17 protein-coding genes are annotated in these 17,903 nt (G+C 44.6%); 8 read left to right on the plus strand and 9 right to left on the minus strand.

Translation table 11 applies throughout. From position 1 onward, the window contains the following. Positions 1 to 16 precede the first annotated feature (16 nt). Together CTT30_RS07045 and CTT30_RS07050 are read right to left on the minus strand one after the other, a co-directional pair. Positions 17 to 484: an ASCH domain-containing protein gene (locus CTT30_RS07045; RefSeq protein WP_252036620.1), complete on the minus strand. Its 468-nt coding sequence runs from the start codon at positions 482 to 484 to the stop codon at positions 17 to 19. 57 nt (positions 485 to 541) lie between these two features. Then, positions 542 to 1,315 carry a nucleotidyltransferase family protein gene (locus CTT30_RS07050; RefSeq protein WP_239866676.1) on the minus strand — a complete coding sequence of 258 codons (774 nt, stop codon included), beginning with the start codon at positions 1,313 to 1,315 and terminating at the stop codon, positions 542 to 544. A gap of 316 nt (positions 1,316 to 1,631) precedes the next feature. Between CTT30_RS07050 and CTT30_RS07055 the strand changes: the two genes are divergently transcribed. Continuing rightward, a complete protein-coding gene (locus CTT30_RS07055; RefSeq protein WP_252036485.1) occupies positions 1,632 to 2,279 on the plus strand; it encodes a thiopurine S-methyltransferase in 648 nt (215 codons plus the stop codon). A 37-nt stretch (positions 2,280 to 2,316) separates the two neighbouring features. Here CTT30_RS07055 and purT read toward each other — a convergent pair whose 3' ends face one another. Continuing rightward, complete coding sequence (gene purT / locus CTT30_RS07060) at positions 2,317 to 3,492, minus strand: formate-dependent phosphoribosylglycinamide formyltransferase (RefSeq protein ID WP_252036486.1); 1,176 nt, start codon at positions 3,490 to 3,492, stop codon at positions 2,317 to 2,319. A gap of 333 nt (positions 3,493 to 3,825) precedes the next feature. Here purT and CTT30_RS07065 point away from each other — a divergent pair, with 333 nt between their 5' ends. Continuing rightward, positions 3,826 to 5,031, plus strand: a complete 1,206-nt coding sequence (locus CTT30_RS07065) for a cyclic di-GMP phosphodiesterase (protein ID WP_252036487.1) — start codon at positions 3,826 to 3,828, stop codon at positions 5,029 to 5,031. Between the two features lie 48 nt (positions 5,032 to 5,079). Here the strand turns inward: CTT30_RS07065 and cdd are convergent, their stop codons facing one another. From cdd to CTT30_RS07095, 6 genes are all read right to left on the minus strand, one after another. After that, the gene (gene cdd, locus CTT30_RS07070; protein ID WP_252036488.1) at positions 5,080 to 5,967 is read right to left on the minus strand and encodes a cytidine deaminase; all 888 of its coding nucleotides are present in this window, start codon (positions 5,965 to 5,967) and stop codon (positions 5,080 to 5,082) included. 249 nt (positions 5,968 to 6,216) lie between these two features. Continuing rightward, positions 6,217 to 6,894, minus strand: coding sequence for a CidB/LrgB family autolysis modulator (locus CTT30_RS07075; protein WP_239836523.1), 678 nt, complete (start codon positions 6,892 to 6,894; stop codon positions 6,217 to 6,219). Beyond that, positions 6,894 to 7,259 (minus strand): CidA/LrgA family protein, encoded by a 366-nt coding sequence (locus CTT30_RS07080; RefSeq protein WP_239836522.1) that lies wholly within the window; start codon positions 7,257 to 7,259, stop codon positions 6,894 to 6,896. The genes CTT30_RS07075 and CTT30_RS07080 overlap by 1 nt, the downstream gene beginning before the upstream one ends. Positions 7,260 to 7,402: 143 nt before the next feature. Continuing rightward, positions 7,403 to 8,827, minus strand: coding sequence for an exodeoxyribonuclease I (sbcB, locus tag CTT30_RS07085; RefSeq protein ID WP_252036489.1), 1,425 nt, complete (start codon positions 8,825 to 8,827; stop codon positions 7,403 to 7,405). 139 nt (positions 8,828 to 8,966) lie between these two features. After that, complete coding sequence (locus CTT30_RS07090) at positions 8,967 to 10,340, minus strand: L-cystine transporter (protein WP_252036490.1); 1,374 nt, start codon at positions 10,338 to 10,340, stop codon at positions 8,967 to 8,969. Between the two features lie 191 nt (positions 10,341 to 10,531). Beyond that, complete coding sequence (locus CTT30_RS07095) at positions 10,532 to 11,218, minus strand: NAD(P)H-binding protein (RefSeq protein ID WP_252036491.1); 687 nt, start codon at positions 11,216 to 11,218, stop codon at positions 10,532 to 10,534. A gap of 530 nt (positions 11,219 to 11,748) precedes the next feature. Between CTT30_RS07095 and CTT30_RS07100 the strand changes: the two genes are divergently transcribed. The 6 genes from CTT30_RS07100 to CTT30_RS07125 all read left to right on the plus strand — a co-directional run bounded on the left by CTT30_RS07100 (position 11,749) and on the right by CTT30_RS07125 (position 17,899). Further along, complete coding sequence (locus CTT30_RS07100; RefSeq protein WP_239875700.1) at positions 11,749 to 12,360, plus strand: flavin reductase family protein; 612 nt, start codon at positions 11,749 to 11,751, stop codon at positions 12,358 to 12,360. A gap of 6 nt (positions 12,361 to 12,366) precedes the next feature. Continuing rightward, positions 12,367 to 13,395, plus strand: coding sequence for a nicotinate-nucleotide--dimethylbenzimidazole phosphoribosyltransferase (gene cobT / locus CTT30_RS07105; RefSeq protein WP_252036492.1), 1,029 nt, complete (start codon positions 12,367 to 12,369; stop codon positions 13,393 to 13,395). Next, positions 13,395 to 14,159, plus strand: a complete 765-nt coding sequence (locus CTT30_RS07110; protein WP_370689711.1) for an adenosylcobinamide-GDP ribazoletransferase — start codon at positions 13,395 to 13,397, stop codon at positions 14,157 to 14,159. The genes cobT and CTT30_RS07110 overlap by 1 nt, the downstream gene beginning before the upstream one ends. 71 nt (positions 14,160 to 14,230) lie before the next feature. Then, positions 14,231 to 14,851 (plus strand): histidine phosphatase family protein, encoded by a 621-nt coding sequence (locus CTT30_RS07115; RefSeq protein WP_252036494.1) that lies wholly within the window; start codon positions 14,231 to 14,233, stop codon positions 14,849 to 14,851. Between the two features lie 3 nt (positions 14,852 to 14,854). Next, complete coding sequence (locus CTT30_RS07120) at positions 14,855 to 16,645, plus strand: M3 family oligoendopeptidase (protein ID WP_252036495.1); 1,791 nt, start codon at positions 14,855 to 14,857, stop codon at positions 16,643 to 16,645. 225 nt (positions 16,646 to 16,870) lie between these two features. Next, entirely contained in the window at positions 16,871 to 17,899 is a 1,029-nt protein-coding gene (locus tag CTT30_RS07125; protein WP_239836506.1) for a succinylglutamate desuccinylase, read from the plus strand. Positions 17,900 to 17,903: the final 4 nt, after the last annotated feature.

Below are 17,903 nucleotides of genomic sequence, written 5' to 3' on the forward strand. Positions count from 1 at the left end.
TCGGTCTGGGGGAGCTTTACAGCGGATACACTTTTTCGAATCGTTCTAGTACCAATTCGGACTGTAAATCGAATTTGGCACCAATCTCACCAGCGTACTGAGTAAAGAATCTAATGTGCGCGTCACGCCACCATTCATAGCTCAGGTCACCTTCTCCTTCTGAGCGGGCAAACTCTTCAGTTACTTGATCGAAAGGGCAGATAGAAACTTCTGTTAGGCGAATGATACAAACCGGCTCTTGCTGCCAGTTAAGCACCACTGTAATGCGACCTACCTGAGGAAGAGGTTCTTGTTCAATATCATAGCCTTGTTTCAAGCTACAGGACGCTCGCTTTGTACCTTCGCTAATCAATTTGGCGCATTGGTTGGCATTAAACTCGTCAGCGCAAAAATATTCAGCGATGGTGTCTGGTATCGCTTCTCGCTGTTGAGGTGTGAGTGTGGTGAGGTATTCGTTTAGATACGCTTGTTGCTGTGAGGTCATCATCGTCCTTGAAAAGAAGCCCCTTCAATAATAAGGGGCTGTCGCATTTAGTTAGGCCTAGGCAGCACTTAGATGGGTGGTAATATAAGGTTGCCATGCTTCTTGGTAAAGCGCTTTCGACTGAGCTCGCATTGACTTAATCTGAGCGAATTCAAACTCACTGATGTGGCGGCCTTCTGAAGCCGCTTGACGTTCAATTTTCTGAATACGTTCGTACAAGTCATGCTCTGGACCACTTTTTACATCGGCAATGGCTTTAAGGTGTAGCTGGACTTCAGCAATCAAGTTGGTCTTTGGAAGCTGGACCAATAGATTTAGGTCACGATAGCCTGAAGCCCCAGGTTTCTTAAAGCGGTTTTTTACTTTTACCACAGTGGTTTCACGATTCAACACTTCGTAAGCTGACATCAAGCCTTCGATGTCATCGGCAACAATCGTTGCACGGGCAAGGTCAGTAATACGCTCAGCATCACCATCAAGTTCATAGGCGATCTTTTGCTTTGCTCGCTCTGCAGATTTCACACCTGCAAAGTGGGCGTTTGTTGAAGTTAGCATTGCAGTGCTCTTACAGATCATTTCTAGCTCAGCCTGAGCTTGGTGTGCTTTGCTGTATAGAATGTCGAAGTCAGAGTAGGGTTGAAGTGGAGTTGTTGGTGTGGATTGGATGCCATACAGGCCACTCAGGTTGTGTTTGAATGCTTTGGAACAAACTTCGTTCTGGTTAGTCGAACGATTTTCCTCACTACCGGGTGCTGTTGGAATAGCGGCGAAAGCTGGCGCGCGGCTGAGCATTAAAAGCATCAGGGCCGTAGTTCGCAAAAATAGGCTCATTCACTCTCCTTAGATTCGTAGCGTCTTGGGTAAATGGTGTAAGAAAAGATTCAACAACCAAGGCATACCAATCTCTAATTTATATATGAGGGCTAGTCCGATAATTACAATGTAGGAATATCCTTGTGATGTAATTGTATGAGCTAACTCTCAATTTGTTTGAGTGCCCGATTCCCTTATGGTTCATTCTCAATTTGTAAATCAGTATAAACGCTTTATCTGAACCCAATCTGAACGGTTTATAAAGCTTGAGGGATACCACTGAGAAACGCTTTCGTATAGGCTATGAGGCAGTCACGTCAGGTAGGGAATAAAAATGAAAGATCCAGAATTTTGGCACAGTAAATGGGCATCAAACCAAATCGGTTTTCACTTAGAAGATGTAAACCCGCTGCTGGTTCAGTATTGGTCCGAAACCAAACCGAGCAGAGAAGATAAAGTGTTTGTCCCTCTGTGTGGTAAAACGGAAGATCTAGTCTGGTTAGCGACCAAGCATGAAGATGTTCAGGGAGTGGAACTAAGCAAAATTGCAGTACGTTCATTTTTTGCTGAACATTTTTATACGCCTACGGTGATCCCTGTAAATGGTCAGCACGAATTGTATCAGTTTGATGAGCTGTCTGTTTACACTGGCGACATCTTTACCGCGCCCGTTCAGCCAGTTGAGATTGTGTATGACCGTGCTGCTCTGGTCGCTTTGCCAGAAGAAATGCGTGCAGATTACGTCCAGCGTATTAAATCTCTGCTGAAACCGGGCGGAAGAATTCTGTTAGTTACGTTAGATTATCCGCAAGCTGAAATGGCGGGTCCTCCATTCTCTGTGACCGAAACAGAAGTACGCTCTTTATTCTCAGAATACCGCATCACTAAACTGTATCGTGATGACGCAGATGAAAACCATCCTAAGATAGCGAAGAAAGGCTTATCTAGCTTCGCAGAAGAAGTGTATTTGATAGAAAGTTAATGATGAAAGCCCCTGAATAAGCTCAGGGGCTTTTGTTTTAATAAACGATTTTTATCTTATCTGCGCTGGACACGGCGCTTTCTATCGCTTGCTCAATGGCCTCTCTACGAGCAATGCTCACTCCTAAGCGTCTGCGTCCATTGATATCAGGTTTTCCAAATAAACGAAGTTGAGTTTGTGGGGCAGCTAGAGCGTCTACCATTCCTTTAAACTGAAGGTTATCGGATTGGCCTTGTCCCAAAATTACCGCTGATGCGGTAGGCCCGTACTGGGTGATACCTGAAATAGGTAGGCCAGTGAATGCGCGGACATGAAGTGCGAATTCAGAACTGTCTTGAGACATAAGAGTGACTAGGCCAGTATCGTGCGGGCGAGGGGAGACCTCATTGAAAATGACGGTGTCACCTTTAACGAACAGTTCTACGCCGAAGATACCTCGGCCTCCTAACGCATTTACAACTTTGCTAGCGGCGTCTTGAGCGGCAGATAGCGCAGCATCAGACATCGCTTGAGGTTGCCATGACTCACGATAGTCACCGTCTTCTTGGCGGTGTCCAATCGGAGCGCAGAAGTGGATACCATCAATAGCTTTAACCGTTAATAGAGTGATCTCATAATCAAAATCAATAAAGCCTTCGACAATAACGCGTCCTGCACCTGTGCGGCCACCTTCTTGTGCATATTGCCAAGCGGCCTCTACATCCGCTGCTGATTTAATAACACTTTGCCCCTTGCCTGAAGAGCTCATAATTGGTTTGCATACACATGGGATGCCAACAGACTCAACGGCTTGGGTGAATTCTTCATAGGTACTAGCAAAATGGTAAGGTGAAGTGGTGAGGTTGAGCTCTTCTGCTGCCAGCCGGCGTATTCCTTCTCGGTTCATTGTTAGGCGAGTTGCATTTGCTGTTGGCACAACATTTAATCCGTTGGCTTCAAGCTCAACGAGTTTCTCTGTGGCTATGGCTTCAATTTCAGGTACAACGTAATCCGGTTGTTCTTTGGTGATAATTTTTTCTAACGCTTCGCCATCAAGCATATCTAATGTGTAGCTTCGGTGCGCCACCTGCATGGCGGGAGCATTTTCATATCGGTCACATGCAATGACTTCTAAGCCTAAACGTTGACATTCAATCGCAACTTCTTTTCCAAGTTCCCCGGAACCTAGCAGCAACACTCGTGTCGCGTTATTGCGGGTAGCAGTACCAAACATAAATAACCTTTCACAATTAATGGAGATTGAAATTGATACGAATCATACTGATATAAACAGAAAAGGCAAACGTTTGCCTTTTCTGTGAGAATTACATCTGGATACTGTAGAACCATGTATTATATACGTTCAGTGGATGATTTTACTTGCTCTATGCTGCCGAATGAGGTTGTTATGACTTGTGTATTGAACGGAAGAGAGTGAATTGAGTGTGCATCGTTAAAAATCTTAATTATGTGACATATCAGTAGAGTGAATGCTTAAGTAAAGTGATAAGTTTGTGATTATAATTTATAAAACTACAGAAATCACAATAGTTGTCATAGTCAATAGATGAAGTACGATCCAAACAACTCCATAAAGGTTCCGATTGATACGTTAATGGTTGGGATGTTTGTTACGGCAATCGAAGATAACAAGCGCGTCAATTTGGCAAATGCGGGTAGAGTTTCTTCTAAGAAAGCCATCCAGCAACTCGTTCAGAATGGGATCAAATTCGCTTGGGTAGATAAAAGTCTGTCTGCTAAAGGGAGTGTGTTTAAACCTGTGGTTGAAGCCAAGCCCAAGGTGAACGAAGAGTCGTCACCAACACCAATTAAACGCAAGCCCATGAGCCGTTTTTCTAAGCAGAAGAAAGCGTCAAAAATCATTCGTGAAGCCAAAGGTCTTGCGCAAAAAATTCTTAATCAGACGTTTGATGATAAGTCGATTCATGTTGATGAGTTAGATGGTTGGGCCAATGATCTTATAGAAGCGGTATTGATTGATTCCGATGCTTTGCACTGCGTCTCTGCACTAAGAAGTAAAGACGAGTATTTGCTTGAGCATTCAGTCAATGTCGCTACTTTACTGGTGACTTTTGGCAAACACCTTGACTTGCCGAAAGAGACACTAAAGCAACTGGCTATCGGCGGTATTATTCATGATGTTGGCAAAATTAAGGTGGACGATAAAGTTCTGCACAAGCCTGGTAAGCTCACCCCCGAAGAGTTTGAGCATATGAAATTGCATCAAGTCTATGCTGAAGAGATTATTTTTACTGTCGAGGGGTTAGGTAGCATCAGTCGTGATGTTTGTCTGATGCATCATGAAAAATTAGACGGCAATGGCTACCCGAAGGGGCTCAAGGGTGATGAAATACCATTACATGGGAGAATGAGCTGCATTGTGGATATCTATGATGCATTGACCGCAGATCGCTGTTACAAGAAAGGAATGAGCTCGGCCGAAGCGTTTAAGATCATATTGAGTTTAACGCCATTTCATCTTGATCGTGACTTGGTTTATAAGTTTATTAACTGTATCGGCGTCTATCCAGTCGGGGCATTAGTCGAACTGAATGACGGTAGGGTTGGCATTGTTTGGACATCGAATGCGGATGAACCTCTAAAGCCAGTAGTGAAGTGCTTTTACTCAAGAAAATATAAGCGTTTTATTGATGTCAGTTTCGTCGATATCAAGAACAGTCAATATAAAATTGCGAAGGCGATTGCGCCAAGTAATCTTGAAGTAGATCCCGCCCCATTTTTTGATGTGTGAGAAAATAATAAAGGCGCTAACTCAGCGCCTTATGCGAATATCACCTTATTAGATAGCCAAATAAGATACAGGGATATCGGGGTTGATTGCTTCCAGCGTTGACTGAGTATCGGCAAGGTGGCTGATTGTGCCTTCAGACATCTCAACAAGTGCTGCTGTGGCAATATTATCGAATGACTCACCATCAAGAAGTAATTGGATCAATGCTACTTGTAGTGGAGGTAGGCTTGGGTTGAAGGCTGCATTTTCTGCATAGGCACCTTGATACACTTTTCCACTTTTTAGCTTGATGCTAACACCACTTAAATTGTGAGTGTAAGGCGCATAGCTTCTATTCAACGCACTTAATGCTTTGAGGACGACTTCATCAGACTCGTCACATCGCTTTCCATGGTCAACGGCTGCCATTAAACCTGATTCGATACCGAGATCACTAGGCCCAAATGATTCAGGCAAATACTCTTGAAGGTTTTTTTCATCACGTTGAGGAAGTTGGATCGCCAACTCACCAGCTGTCGTCAATTCATTCATAAATTGTCGACAGTGGCCACAAGGACTGAAGTTGATTGTAATGTCCAAGATACCTTGTTCGCCTTTCATCCACGCATGACTAATCGCTGATTGCTCTGCGTGTACGGTCTGACCAAGTTGCGCGCCTAAAATTTCAACGTTTGCACCGAAGTAAAGTCTTCCTGACAGGCCACGAACAATTGCACCTACATAAAAATTTGAAATCGGAGCATAAGAATAAGCCGCGGCGAAGGGAAGCAGTGCCACTCTCAGCTCATCATCTTGTAGATCAGAAATAGCGAGTAGCTCTGCAAACTGTTCAGAAGAGAGGGTTGCATCAAAATCATCCGCTAACAAAATAGGAGAAAGGAACTTTGCGACTTTAGCTGGCGCTTCAGACAGCGCTTGTTCTATGCGGCTTCTCATATTGAATCCTTGTTTAAGCAATAATGAATATCTTTGGGTCTGCCTGAGTTACTTTTAGAGTGGCTTACCCTGATACTGGTATTTCATTTTATGTAACGCAGAAAACTTTACTGAGATCATTGTCACAATAAAAATTGCAATGGATTTTATTGTTACACAATTAGAGTGATGTCACACATGGTAACGATTGCAGTGAAGGTTTAGGTGATGTACGTCGGAATGCGTAGATACGCTATCCGACGCGGAGGTTTATGCAGCGAGCCAGATCGCGAGAGCGAAGAATGATGGGGCCAGAATTGAGGTAATTACGCCACAGACCACGAGTGCCAATGAGCTGAAGGCTGCATCTTGTGCGTCCTTTTCTGCACAGGTTGCGGTCCCCAATGCATGAGAAACGGTGCCCATGGTGAGGCCTTTGGCAATGGGATGAGTAATGTTCAATACATTATAAATAGGGTAGGCCAGAATCGCACCAAACAACCCAACCAATAGCACCAAAATAGCGGCAATAGCAGGTTCGCCACCTAAATGGCTTGATACTTCCATTGCGATTGGCGTTGTTACAGATTTACCTAATAAGCTGGCGATCAATGAGAGGTCTGTCTGCATGTAGGATGCGATAACCGTGGCGGTCAGCATCGACATGACACTACCGACACCACAGGCCAGAATGATGATTCGCCAGTTAGCTCGTATTTGAGGAAGCTGCTCGTATAGGGGATAAGCGAGGGCAACAACGGCAGGCTGTAGCAGAAAATTAATCCACTCATTATCCTGGTAATAAGTTTCGAACGGTACTTTGAGCTGGGTGAGTAAAGGGATCATCACTGCCAGACTGATCAGTAGAGGATTCATAAACGGACTAGTGATCTTTTGGCAGAGCCAGCGTGCAGACAGGAAAACGACAATTGTTACGAGTAGCCACATTATTGGTCACCTCGCTTGAGCATTCTATCCAACATGAGTCCTAATAAAACCAGTACGATGAATGTGCCACCTACTGCACTAGCAAGAATCGGAAGCGCGTTGTTGAGGAGCAGATCAAAGTGTTCCATTAATCCAACACTGATTGGAACAAAGAGCAGCACCATGTATCGAATAAACAGAGTGGCGCTAGGGCGTACCCATTCCACTGGTACTAGCCCGCTGGCAAGAAGTGAAAACAAGATTAACATGCCAATGATGCTGCCCGGAATTGAGATATCTAGAAGGTTTTGAATATTAATGCCTGCCATGAGGCAAAGAAAAATCAGCCCCATAGATACGACGTATTTAAGCAAGGTTTTCGCCATAGGTGGTGTCGTCCAAATTTAATCAACTTTTGCATATGTGAATACACTGAAACGTAGGTTCAGTGTATTCACAGGCCTCAGCAAGGTGGTATTTTTATAGTGTGATGAGGCCTAACTGTTATAGGGTGCAGGCAATAAGTTGTTTAAGATACTCGCTTTTGGACGTATTGGTAAACAGATTTTAAGATAGCTATCTTTTTTTCGTCACTTTCATACTCGTGAACTAAGTTTTCCAAATTCAACATGTAATCTTCAATTCGGCTTTCAAAGTACTCACGGCAATGTGCCGCCCATTTTTGTTGCTCACTCTCGTCCAATGTCCACGGAAAATGTCTGGCGCGATAGCGGAATAAAAGTGGGGCTATTCGCTCATCATTGAATGAGATATCTAGAGCGGATAGATTCTCCGGATCCGTTTCGCGGATTATTGCCATTGATGTTTTATCAGCTGGAGAGAAAAAACCATCGTAAAGCATGGTATCGACATCATCGTTCTTTTCGTATTCTCGTTCGATACTGTATAGCGAATTGAGTTTTTCTCTTATTTCTGGGCGTTGTCTAAGTCGCTCAAGGTTTTGTAAGCACTTTTCTCTGTCAATGCCTATGTTAGCTGCATTCTCAGCAGTTAATGTTTTGGCTGGGGCCAAAATAGGGCACTTGTTGAGGTGGACAAGTTTGATTGGTACAGGCAGTTCGTCTGGGCCAAGTTCAGAATGTTTGGTGTAGAGACGCTCATTAAGCTGTTCTACATCTAAATCCAACAACGGCTGAGGATCTTTCGCCAAATCAACCACAATGACTGCGTTTTGATTGGTTGGGTGCCAAGCGACCGGAACTACCCAGCTAGTATAATTGCATTCACGCCCCAACATACCCGATACGTGCATAAGCGGTGTCATCTTTACGATATCGACAAGATCATTGAGTTTACGCTTGTGGCGCATACTCAGGAAGTAATCGAAAAGCTTTGGTTGCGCAGCTTTGACCTTTTTCGCCATCTCAATGGTGGCGATAACATCGGCCATCGCATCGTGTGCATTCGCGTGTTCAATGCCATTTGCAACGGATAAGTGTTCCAGCTTAAAACTGATGAAGCCTTCTTCATTTTCTGGCCAATTGATGCCTTCTGGGCGAAGAGCATAACAAGCTCTCATCACATCAAGTAAGTCCCAGCGAGAGTTGCCGTTTTGCCAGCTCCACGCATATGGATCGATGAAATTCCGGTAACAGGTGTATCGAGTCACTTCGTCATCAAATCGAATGCTGTTGTAACCTAAGTTGATGGTGTTGGGGGTGGATAATTGCTCATGAATTTTGGCGATAAACTCAGGCTCTGGCAGGCCTTTCGATTCCGCAACTTGAGGTGTAATACCTGTGATCAGCGCAGCTTCTGGTGAAGGAAGATAATCTGAGGGCGGTTGGCAGTAGATAACAAGAGGTTCACCTATGATATTGAAGTCCATATCGGTACGTACTCCCGCAAACTGAGACGGTCTGTCTTTTGCTGGGCTGGTTCCCCACGTCTCATAATCGAAGAAAAAAAACGTAGGTTGATGCTCTCGTTGCATTATCTCTTTACCAAGTCTTTGAAATTCACTCAGGTATTAGACCACTGAGGATGAGACAAGGCAAACAGGAAGCGCTGGATTGCAGGAAATTTGTTGGCTTAGAAAAAGCCCCGAGTGGTTAACTCAGGGCTTTGCTATGTTAGGCTTGTTGAGCTTCAAGCTCTTCGTCGGTGAGTTTATCACCAAGAATACGGCTTGTGAGAGTGCCTGCTGTCATGGCACCTGAGACGTTAAGAGCGGTTCGTGCCATATCAATCAAAGGTTCAATTGAGATAAGTAGCGCTGCGATGGTTACTGGTAATCCCATTGCAGGTAATACAATCAAAGCAGCGAAGGTCGCCCCGCCCCCTACGCCGGCGATACCGAATGAGCTCACCACGATAATCGCAACTAGGGATAGGATGAAGTTGATATCCGTTGGATCGATACCCACAGTTGGAGCAACCATCACGGCCAACATTGCAGGGTAGATTCCCGCACAGCCATTTTGTCCTATGGTTGCGCCAAATGATGCTGAAAGGTTTGCAATTGCAGGTGGCACGCGCAGCTTGTTGATCTGTGCTTCTACGTTAAGTGGAATCGTTGCTGCTGAGCTGCGTGACGTAAATGCGAATGTCAGCACCGGCCAAATCTTCTGGAAATACTCTTTAGGACTAACACCAACAAAAGACACCAGAATTCCGTGAACAACAAACATTAATGCGATGGCAACGTATGACGCAACGATAAAGCCCAGTAGGTTGAGAATGTCACTCGCACTGGATGTGGCAACAACTTTCGCCATCAGCGCTGCAATACCGTAAGGTGTCAAAGCCATGATCATTTTTACCAAACGCATCACTACCGATTGAGTGGCTTCTACAAACGTACGAATCGGTGCTTCCAACTCTTCCTTTTCTGCCATCACTTTGCGTGCAGCGATACCAGTTAATACACCGAAGATCACAACAGCGATAATCGAAGTCGAGCGCGCACCAGTTAGATCAGCAAAAGGATTAGTAGGAATAAAGCTAACCAGCATTTGAGGAATGGTGAGATCGCTGACGACACCTACGCGATCTTCGAGCACAGCAATACGAGCTGTTTCTCGGGCACCTTCAGTTAAACCTTCTGCACTAAGGCCAAACGCCTGGGTCACAAAGATACCGATGATGGCAGAGATTGCCGTGGTGGCTAGTAGTACTGAAATTGTCAGCCCAGAGATCTTGCCCAATGAACCGCCTTTTTCTAGCTTGACAACGGCGGCAATCATAGAGACCAGTACCAGCGGCATAATGACCATCTTTAATAGGCCAACATAACCACGGCCAACGACATTGATCCACTCCAGAGTTTGATCGATAACCGGGTTACCTTCACTGAATATAAGTTGAAGCGCTAAGCCAAATGCACTGCCGAGCACTAAACCGAATAGAACGAGTCGGGATAATGTGTTTTCCTTCCTCTGTTGTCCAAAAAGGAAAAAGAGGATACCGACAAATACCGCTAAAGAAGCGATAGCCGCTACTGACATAATAGGTTGTCCTTATTGAGAGTTTGAGTCGCATTTATTGAGTAAATGCATTACAGGATTAAATTCTGTAACAAACAATAATGATTTGAAAAGTATGATTGAAATAAAAAAAAGATATTTGATATGTATTTAAGTTATTAAACTGGCGATTTTGTATCGAAAGTGCGCGAATAAAAGTGAAAATGGGCAACTTATTGATATTTATTAATCAAATCTCTCATCTGGATACTATCAAGAGTTTGAATTTTTCTTTCCGTGTTGGTCAGCAAGCTGTATTGCATTGCCCTTGCGACTTCTTCAGCTTGAATGGGAATCAACTTAGCCAGCTTGCCTAACATAAGCGGTCGAAGAGATTTCATGACAAATTGAACAACGGCTTCATCAGTGCGAGGGGTATCCCTAAGGCCGACAAGAGGTCCAGGCCTGACAAAGGAAACATGTTCAAACCCCATTCGCTCAATGGCTATTTCCATTTTGCCTTTGCAGCGCAAATAATGAGACACAGAACGTACCGAAGCACCGTAACTAGAGACAACGGCTAAGTGAGTCACACCAAGCACCTTCATTGTTTGAGCTACATCGCACACTAACTCGTAATCGATGCGTTCCAGTTCCTGTTTTGATCCTGCTTGCTTGATGGTGGTACCTAGGCAGATGAAGCCATATTTGGGGGATGGTTTATCAGAGTCCCACTGTTGAACTTGAAGTTGCTTGTTTTCCAGTACTTCCAGTTTGGGGTGAAAGAAAGGCAGTGGACGACGGCTCAAGGCATAGATGCGTGTGATGGGAGCCTCTTCTAGCATCTGTTTAATCAGCTCTGTTCCTATTAAGCCTGTCGCGCCAGCAATCATGACGACTAAATCTCTCGACTCAGACACATTATTGTCCTTAGTTCAATGTAACAACCAGAGCATCTAACAATGCACCTGAAAAGTCTGTGATCGATCTTTTAGGTTGAGAGTTATCTTGGGTCATGTTTGGCCTCGATTAACGAGGCCATTCTGGTGGTGGAGAGATCAAGTAAGGGAGAAAGGGACTCGCTTTTGAGTCTTTTGATTCGACCTGTGTTGTTTCTGTTTCTTCGATTTTTGATTGGCAAACATACAAACCTCCTTGAGCTATCAAGCTTGGGTCAACCGTACTCGGCGTTAAGCAATGCAGTCTTCATGCCGACTAATTTTCAGTGTGATATTTTTCAGTAAGTTAGTTGTGAATAAGGCTGCCCCATATAATAAGATAGGTGATGGGAGGGAAAAGTTTCATTTTTCACATCAATTTGAATATGAAAATGACGTCTGTATATGTCTATCCGCGATGAAATAAGCGTGGGGGTGGGGTGTTAACTAGCTGATTTCGCGTTACACTCAGAGCTTCACAGGGGATTCGTGACACCAAAAGGAACAATAAAATGAATATTGATGCAAGCACTCTTGCGCCTACTCAGATGTACCATTTGATGACTCAAACCGTGATTCCAAGGCCAATTGCGTGGGTTTTGACCGATTCGGGTGATGCAGATTACAACCTCGCACCATTTTCTTATTTCACACCTATCTCAAGTAACCCTCCGCTTTTAATGTTTTCTGTGGGTAAAAAACCGACAGGCGAGATCAAAGATACGACACGCAACATCCTAGAGACTGGAAGAATGGTGGTGCATATCGCAAATGCTGAGATGGCTGAGCAAGTAACTCAGACATCGGCAACCTTACCACATGGTCAGTCTGAGGTTGCCTTAGCCGAGTTGGAACTGACTGAATTTGAGGGCTTTGAATTACCAAGAATCAAAGATTGCCCAATTGCTTTTGGATGCAAGCTGTTTGAAGTTAAAGAAATTGGGGAAACACCTCAAAGCCTAATCTTTGCTCAAATTGAAGACATATATATTGCGCCGGAAGTGATTGGAGATAACCAAGAACGTTTAGTTGTTGACGCACTAAAAGTGAATCCTCTTTCTCGTTTAGGTGGTAGCCAATATGCCAACCTAGACCAATCCTTTACTGTCGCCAGACCGAAATAAAGCTGTATGTTAGATCAATCTTATTCAGATGCTATTTGGCATCGAATCAATCAAAAAACTAAACCACTGGGTGCTCTTGGGCAGTTAGAGTCAATTGCCCACCAGCTCGCACTGATTCAGAGTAATTCAAAGGGTGACGCTGTCACTAATGTGAGCATTGTAAAGCCAACCGCGATTGTCTTTGCTGGTGACCATGGCATTGCGGACGAAAGTGTGAGCATCGCGCCAAGCGCTGTGACTCAACAAATGGTGTTAAATTTTCTTGCTGGTGGAGCGGCAATCAATTGTTTTTGTCGGATAAACCAGATTGAGCTTAAGGTGGTTGATACGGGAATATTGATTCCTGTAGAGGTGTCAGCGCCTAACTTTGTAGTGCAAAGGCTGGGTGACAGAACCGCCAATTTTGCCAATGAGGCAGCGATGTCTAGTGACCAAGTCAAACAGGGGATTGAGTTTGGTCGCGAGCTGGTTAAGCGAACGGTCAATGAAGGTTGCAACCTTGTCATGTTTGGTGAAATGGGAATTGGGAACACTTCAAGTGCCGCCGCCATAGTTGCTGCTTTGACAGGTCAGGATGCCCAATCATGTGTTGGTCTAGGCACAGGTATCACCACTGAACAGCTAGCGAAAAAAGTGGCTCTAGTTGAGCAAGGCGTGTCGCGTTGCCGAGGTGGTGACGTTTATCAGGTGTTATCTGAAGTGGGCGGTTTTGAGATTGTGCAAATGGTGGGGGCGTTCTTGGCCGCCAGTGAAACAAGAACACCCGTTATTGTCGATGGGTTTATTGTCACAGCAGCAGCCTACGCAGCAACACTGATAGCACCTGAGTGCAGAGAGTTTATGATTTTTGCGCATAAATCTGAAGAATTGGCCCATCAGATATTACTCGAAAAACTCAATGCTAACCCGCTGTTAGATTTGTCTATGCGTTTAGGAGAAGGCACGGGTGCCGCTCTTGCGATTCCTTTAGTCAGAGCGGCTGCGGAGTTTTACAATTCAATGGCAAGCTTCGAAGATGCCGGAGTAACGGTTTGATGCATTCTCTGAGGTATCAGATAGAACTGTTCTGGCTGGCTTTAGGTTTTTTTTCGCGGTTACCCATTCCTCAAGCCACTCCATACTCAGAAAAGCGCATGAATCAGGCTGGCCGTTACTTTGCTTTAGTCGGCTTATGCCTAGGAACATTATGTGCCATGGTTTATTGGTTGGCCGAAAGTGTCTGGGGCGTCAATGTTGCCGTTGTCGTGGTTATGGTGTTTAGTTTGTTGTTAACCGGTGCTTTCCATGAGGATGGCCTGACCGACATGGCAGATGGCATTGGTGGTGGAATGACGCTTGAAAGGCGTTTGACCATCATGAAAGACAGTCGAATTGGCACCTATGGCGCGAGTGCCCTTGTCATGGCTTTACTGGGAAAGTACGTTCTGCTTACTGAGCTTGCGCTTAAAACTGAACTCATAGTCGTTTTACTCGTCTCTTATACTTTAAGCCGAGCGATCGCTGCTTCGCTTATTTATAACATGCCTTATGTGAGTGCCCCCGAGGTGAGCAAGAGTAAACCGCTTGCAAATCAACAATCTAAAAGTGAACTTGTGATACTGGCTGTCACCGCTTTGCTGCCGATGTTGTGGCTAGATTATACGCTAGTGGTTTTGTTGATTACTGCCGCTCTTATGTTTCGAGCGCTTTTCAAACACTGGCTAATGAAACGAATTGGTGGATTTACGGGCGACTGCCTAGGTGCTGCTCAGCAGTTGATGGAAATCGTGATTTATCTAGTGATACTTGGTTTTCTGTGAAGGTGAAAGAGTGTCTATACATTTGACATTGGTTGCGGCTATTTTGCCAATCAAGCTGTAAGGGAAGAAGCTTGAAGACAGTTAATATTTATTTACTCAGGCATGGAAAAACACAAGGTGAGCCTGCCTTGAATGGTTCCACTGATGCTTTGGTTGACTCCGATACTCAGCAAGCAATTTGCCGAGGTTTGATATCATCGTCTTTAAACATCACCCACGTCGTGACATCACCACTTCGGCGCTGCCAAGACTTGGCCGCACTACTGGTGTCAAATCGGCCGGCTCTCTCATTATCAGCAGATCCTCAGTTGCAGGAAATGAATTTTGGTGAGCTTGACGGTCAACCATTTGACTGTATTAAGCCTCACTGGCCATTGCTGGAGCAATTTTGGCAAGACCCCGCAGAGACGGTTTTACCAGAGGCAGAGACTCTACAGCAGTTTCACCGTCGTGTTACTCAACGGTGGACTGCACTGGTAGAGAGTGTCGAAGAGGACACATTAATCATTTGTCATGGTGGTACGATACGTATGATATTAGCTTCAATATTGGATTTAGACTGGAAAAACCCTGCGCTCTATTCTGTGCTTCAAATAGACAATCAAAGCCTGACTCACATCCAACTGACCAGAGCAGACAGTCTGTACCAACGAGTGTGCTCCATTGGCGTACCACTTCAAATTAAGGAATAAAACATGACAACACCAAGTTGGAATCTGACCATTGCTTATCAAGGTTTAGACGATAATAAGATTGAACAAGATGTCGAGCTCGTTCAGCAATGTATTCAGGTATTGGGACTGAACGTTGATAAACGTAACTCGGTTACCGTGATGCAAAATGCAATATTGACTAGTGAAGCCGCAGGCAAGCTACTTTCAACAATCAATACGTTTGCAAATTGCCATGCGTCGGTAGACGCCAAAAACAGCGCAGCCAAAGCAATGATTGGTCGTGTAGCTAAGCTGAACTCTGAGCTTTCTCAAGCGTTTATACCTTATGAAGATACTCTGACAAACGCTCCCGAAGAGTTCATTATTGAGGTATTGAACCATGAAAGTGGGGATGTGTTTGGTCAGGCTTTTCAGATTGATTGTACACGTAAGCTTGCAGACACCAAGTTAAGTGTTGCGGAAGAGCAATTGCTATCGGCAATGCAGGTGGATGGGCGAGATGCTTGGGGGAGAATGTATGACAACATCACAGGCTCGCTGCAAGTGAATGTAGGAGAACACGAACCCGATTTTATCGGTTTTTCTCAGGCTGCCAGTATTTTGTATGGTACGGACTTTAACAAACAAGAACGAGCTTGGCGCGGTATTCAGAAAGCAATGCACACGCACCAAGAAAGTTTTGCTGGAATTTTAAATGTACTAGCGGGATGGCGCCACACGGTCAACCAGAAACGTTCTCATGTGAAAAAAGTACACTTCCTAGATAGTAGTCTTCATGGCAGTCGTATCCAAGCGGAAACCTTAGATACCATGATGAAAGTTGCTAAAGACAACCGACATGTAGGGCAGAAAGCAGGTTTGCTCATGGCCAAAGTGCATGGTTTGACGGAAATGAAACCTTGGAACCATTTAGCGGGTATGCCGAGCCTAACAGAGGCTCAACCTAAGGTGTATAGCTTTGATGAGGGTATCGAGATCATTACCAATGCCTTTGCTCAAGTGGACAATGAAATGGCGGAATTTGTCACCATGATGGTGGAAAATGGATGGATTGACGCTGCGCCTTCAACCAACAGACGCCTAGGTGCATATTGTACAAAATTTGCCGCAACGCGTTCCCCGTTAGTCTTCATGACTTGGGGAGGAAGCCGTTCCAATCTTCTCACTCTAGCTCATGAACTTGGCCACGCTTTTCATAACTGGGTAATGCGTGATATGCCGCTGTGTCAAACACGCTATCCGATGACGCTAGCAGAAACGGCTTCCATCTTCGCGGAAAATATTGTCCGTGATTACTTGCTGGAACAGAGCGAAAGTCGTGAAGAAAAGTTGGAAATGCTATGGGAAGAGCTTTCAAGTTGCTACGCCTTGATGATCAATATTCCAGTGCGTTTTGAATTTGAAAAGGCATTTTATCAGCAGAGAATGGCAGGTGAACTGAGTGCTGAACAATTGTGTGCTTTGATGAGTGAGACTTGGAAAGAATGGTACGGTGAGTCGATGACGGAAGCCGATCCTTATTTCTGGGCAAGCAAGCTTCATTTCTCCATTTCGGGAGTCAGTTTTTACAACTATCCGTATTTATTTGGCTATCTGTTTAGTAAAGGTGTCTATGCACAACGAGAATCGAAAAGTGACAACTTCTATGCGGATTACGTCAGCCTTTTACGTGATACTGGCTCAATGATGGCAGAAGAAGTGGTTGAAAAGCATCTGGGTATGGCATTGAACAGTGAAGTGTTTTGGCAACAAAGCATCGATATGGTGAAAAATAAAATTGATGAGTTCGAATCTCTATTAGATCAAGAATAAATTCACCATAAATATGATACGATAGTCAGCAAACCGGGTAGGGAGTCTGCCCGGTTGTTTTATGTACAGCGAGAGCATTCTATCCCGAACGGAAAATGGTATCGGGCGTGGCAGTTGAGTTTTTTACGATGAAGCACGAATTTTCTCTTGATAAGTGAGATCGTGTCTACATAAATTGCCTGAACAATTCATTAACATACCCGCTGTGCAATAAAGGAGTAGCGCATGACGAAAAACCTCTTTCGCCAATCTTTTCTTTTTGACAGTCTGAACTTAGAACAAGACATGCCAGCTGGTGAAATCACTGTTGCAAATGGTACTGTGTTCAAACTTCACCAACGTGGAGTTCTGGAAGTCATCCCGTCAACGTTAAATGAAGACAGTAAACACATCATTTTTTCCTGTGGTGTTCATGGTAACGAAACCGCTCCCATGGAGTTGGTGGATAAAATCATTTCTGATATCCAGTCAGGCTTTCAGCCTGTCACGGAACGTTTGTTGTTTATTATTGCTCATCCTGAGTCAACGAACGCTCATACTCGTTTTCTAGAAATGAACCTCAACCGTTTGTTTGATGAAAAAGAATATGAACCTACGAAAGAGCTGGTCATTGCGCGAAACCTTAAACGTATTGTGGCAGAATTCTATGAAGGTACGCCTTCAGATAAGCGCTGGCATCTAGATCTGCATTGTGCAATCCGCTTATCTAAACACTACACATTTGTGGTGAGCCCGAAGACACGCCATCCTGTTCGAAGCAAAGCTCTCATGGAGTTTGTTGCGAGCGGTCATATTGATGCAGTGATGTTTTCCAATGCGCCTTCCAGCACATTCAGCTGGTTTAGTGCCGAAAACTTTGCCGCACAGGCATTGACGGTGGAATTAGGGCGAGTTGCACGTATCGGGGAGAATGATCTCGATAAATTGGTCGCTTTTGATTTGGCGATGCGAGATCTCCTCTCATCCAGCGAAGCAGAACACCTACCGCGTGTGCCCGTTATGTATCGTGTTAGCCGTACTATCGTTCGTCTGCACGATGACTTTGACTTCATGTTTGATGATGACGTAGAAAACTTTACGGCATTTAAGCATGGCGAAGTGTTTGGTCATGATGGTGATAAACCGCTGATGGCAAAAAATGAGGGGGAAGCGATCGTATTCCCTAACAGGCATGTAGCGATAGGGCAAAGAGCTGCGCTAATGGTTTGCCCAGTGAAAACGCGTTATGAAGAAGATCAACTTGTCTATGATTAAAGCG

Source organism: Vibrio coralliilyticus, from assembly GCF_024449095.1.
Taxonomy (GTDB): domain Bacteria; phylum Pseudomonadota; class Gammaproteobacteria; order Enterobacterales; family Vibrionaceae; genus Vibrio; species Vibrio coralliilyticus_A.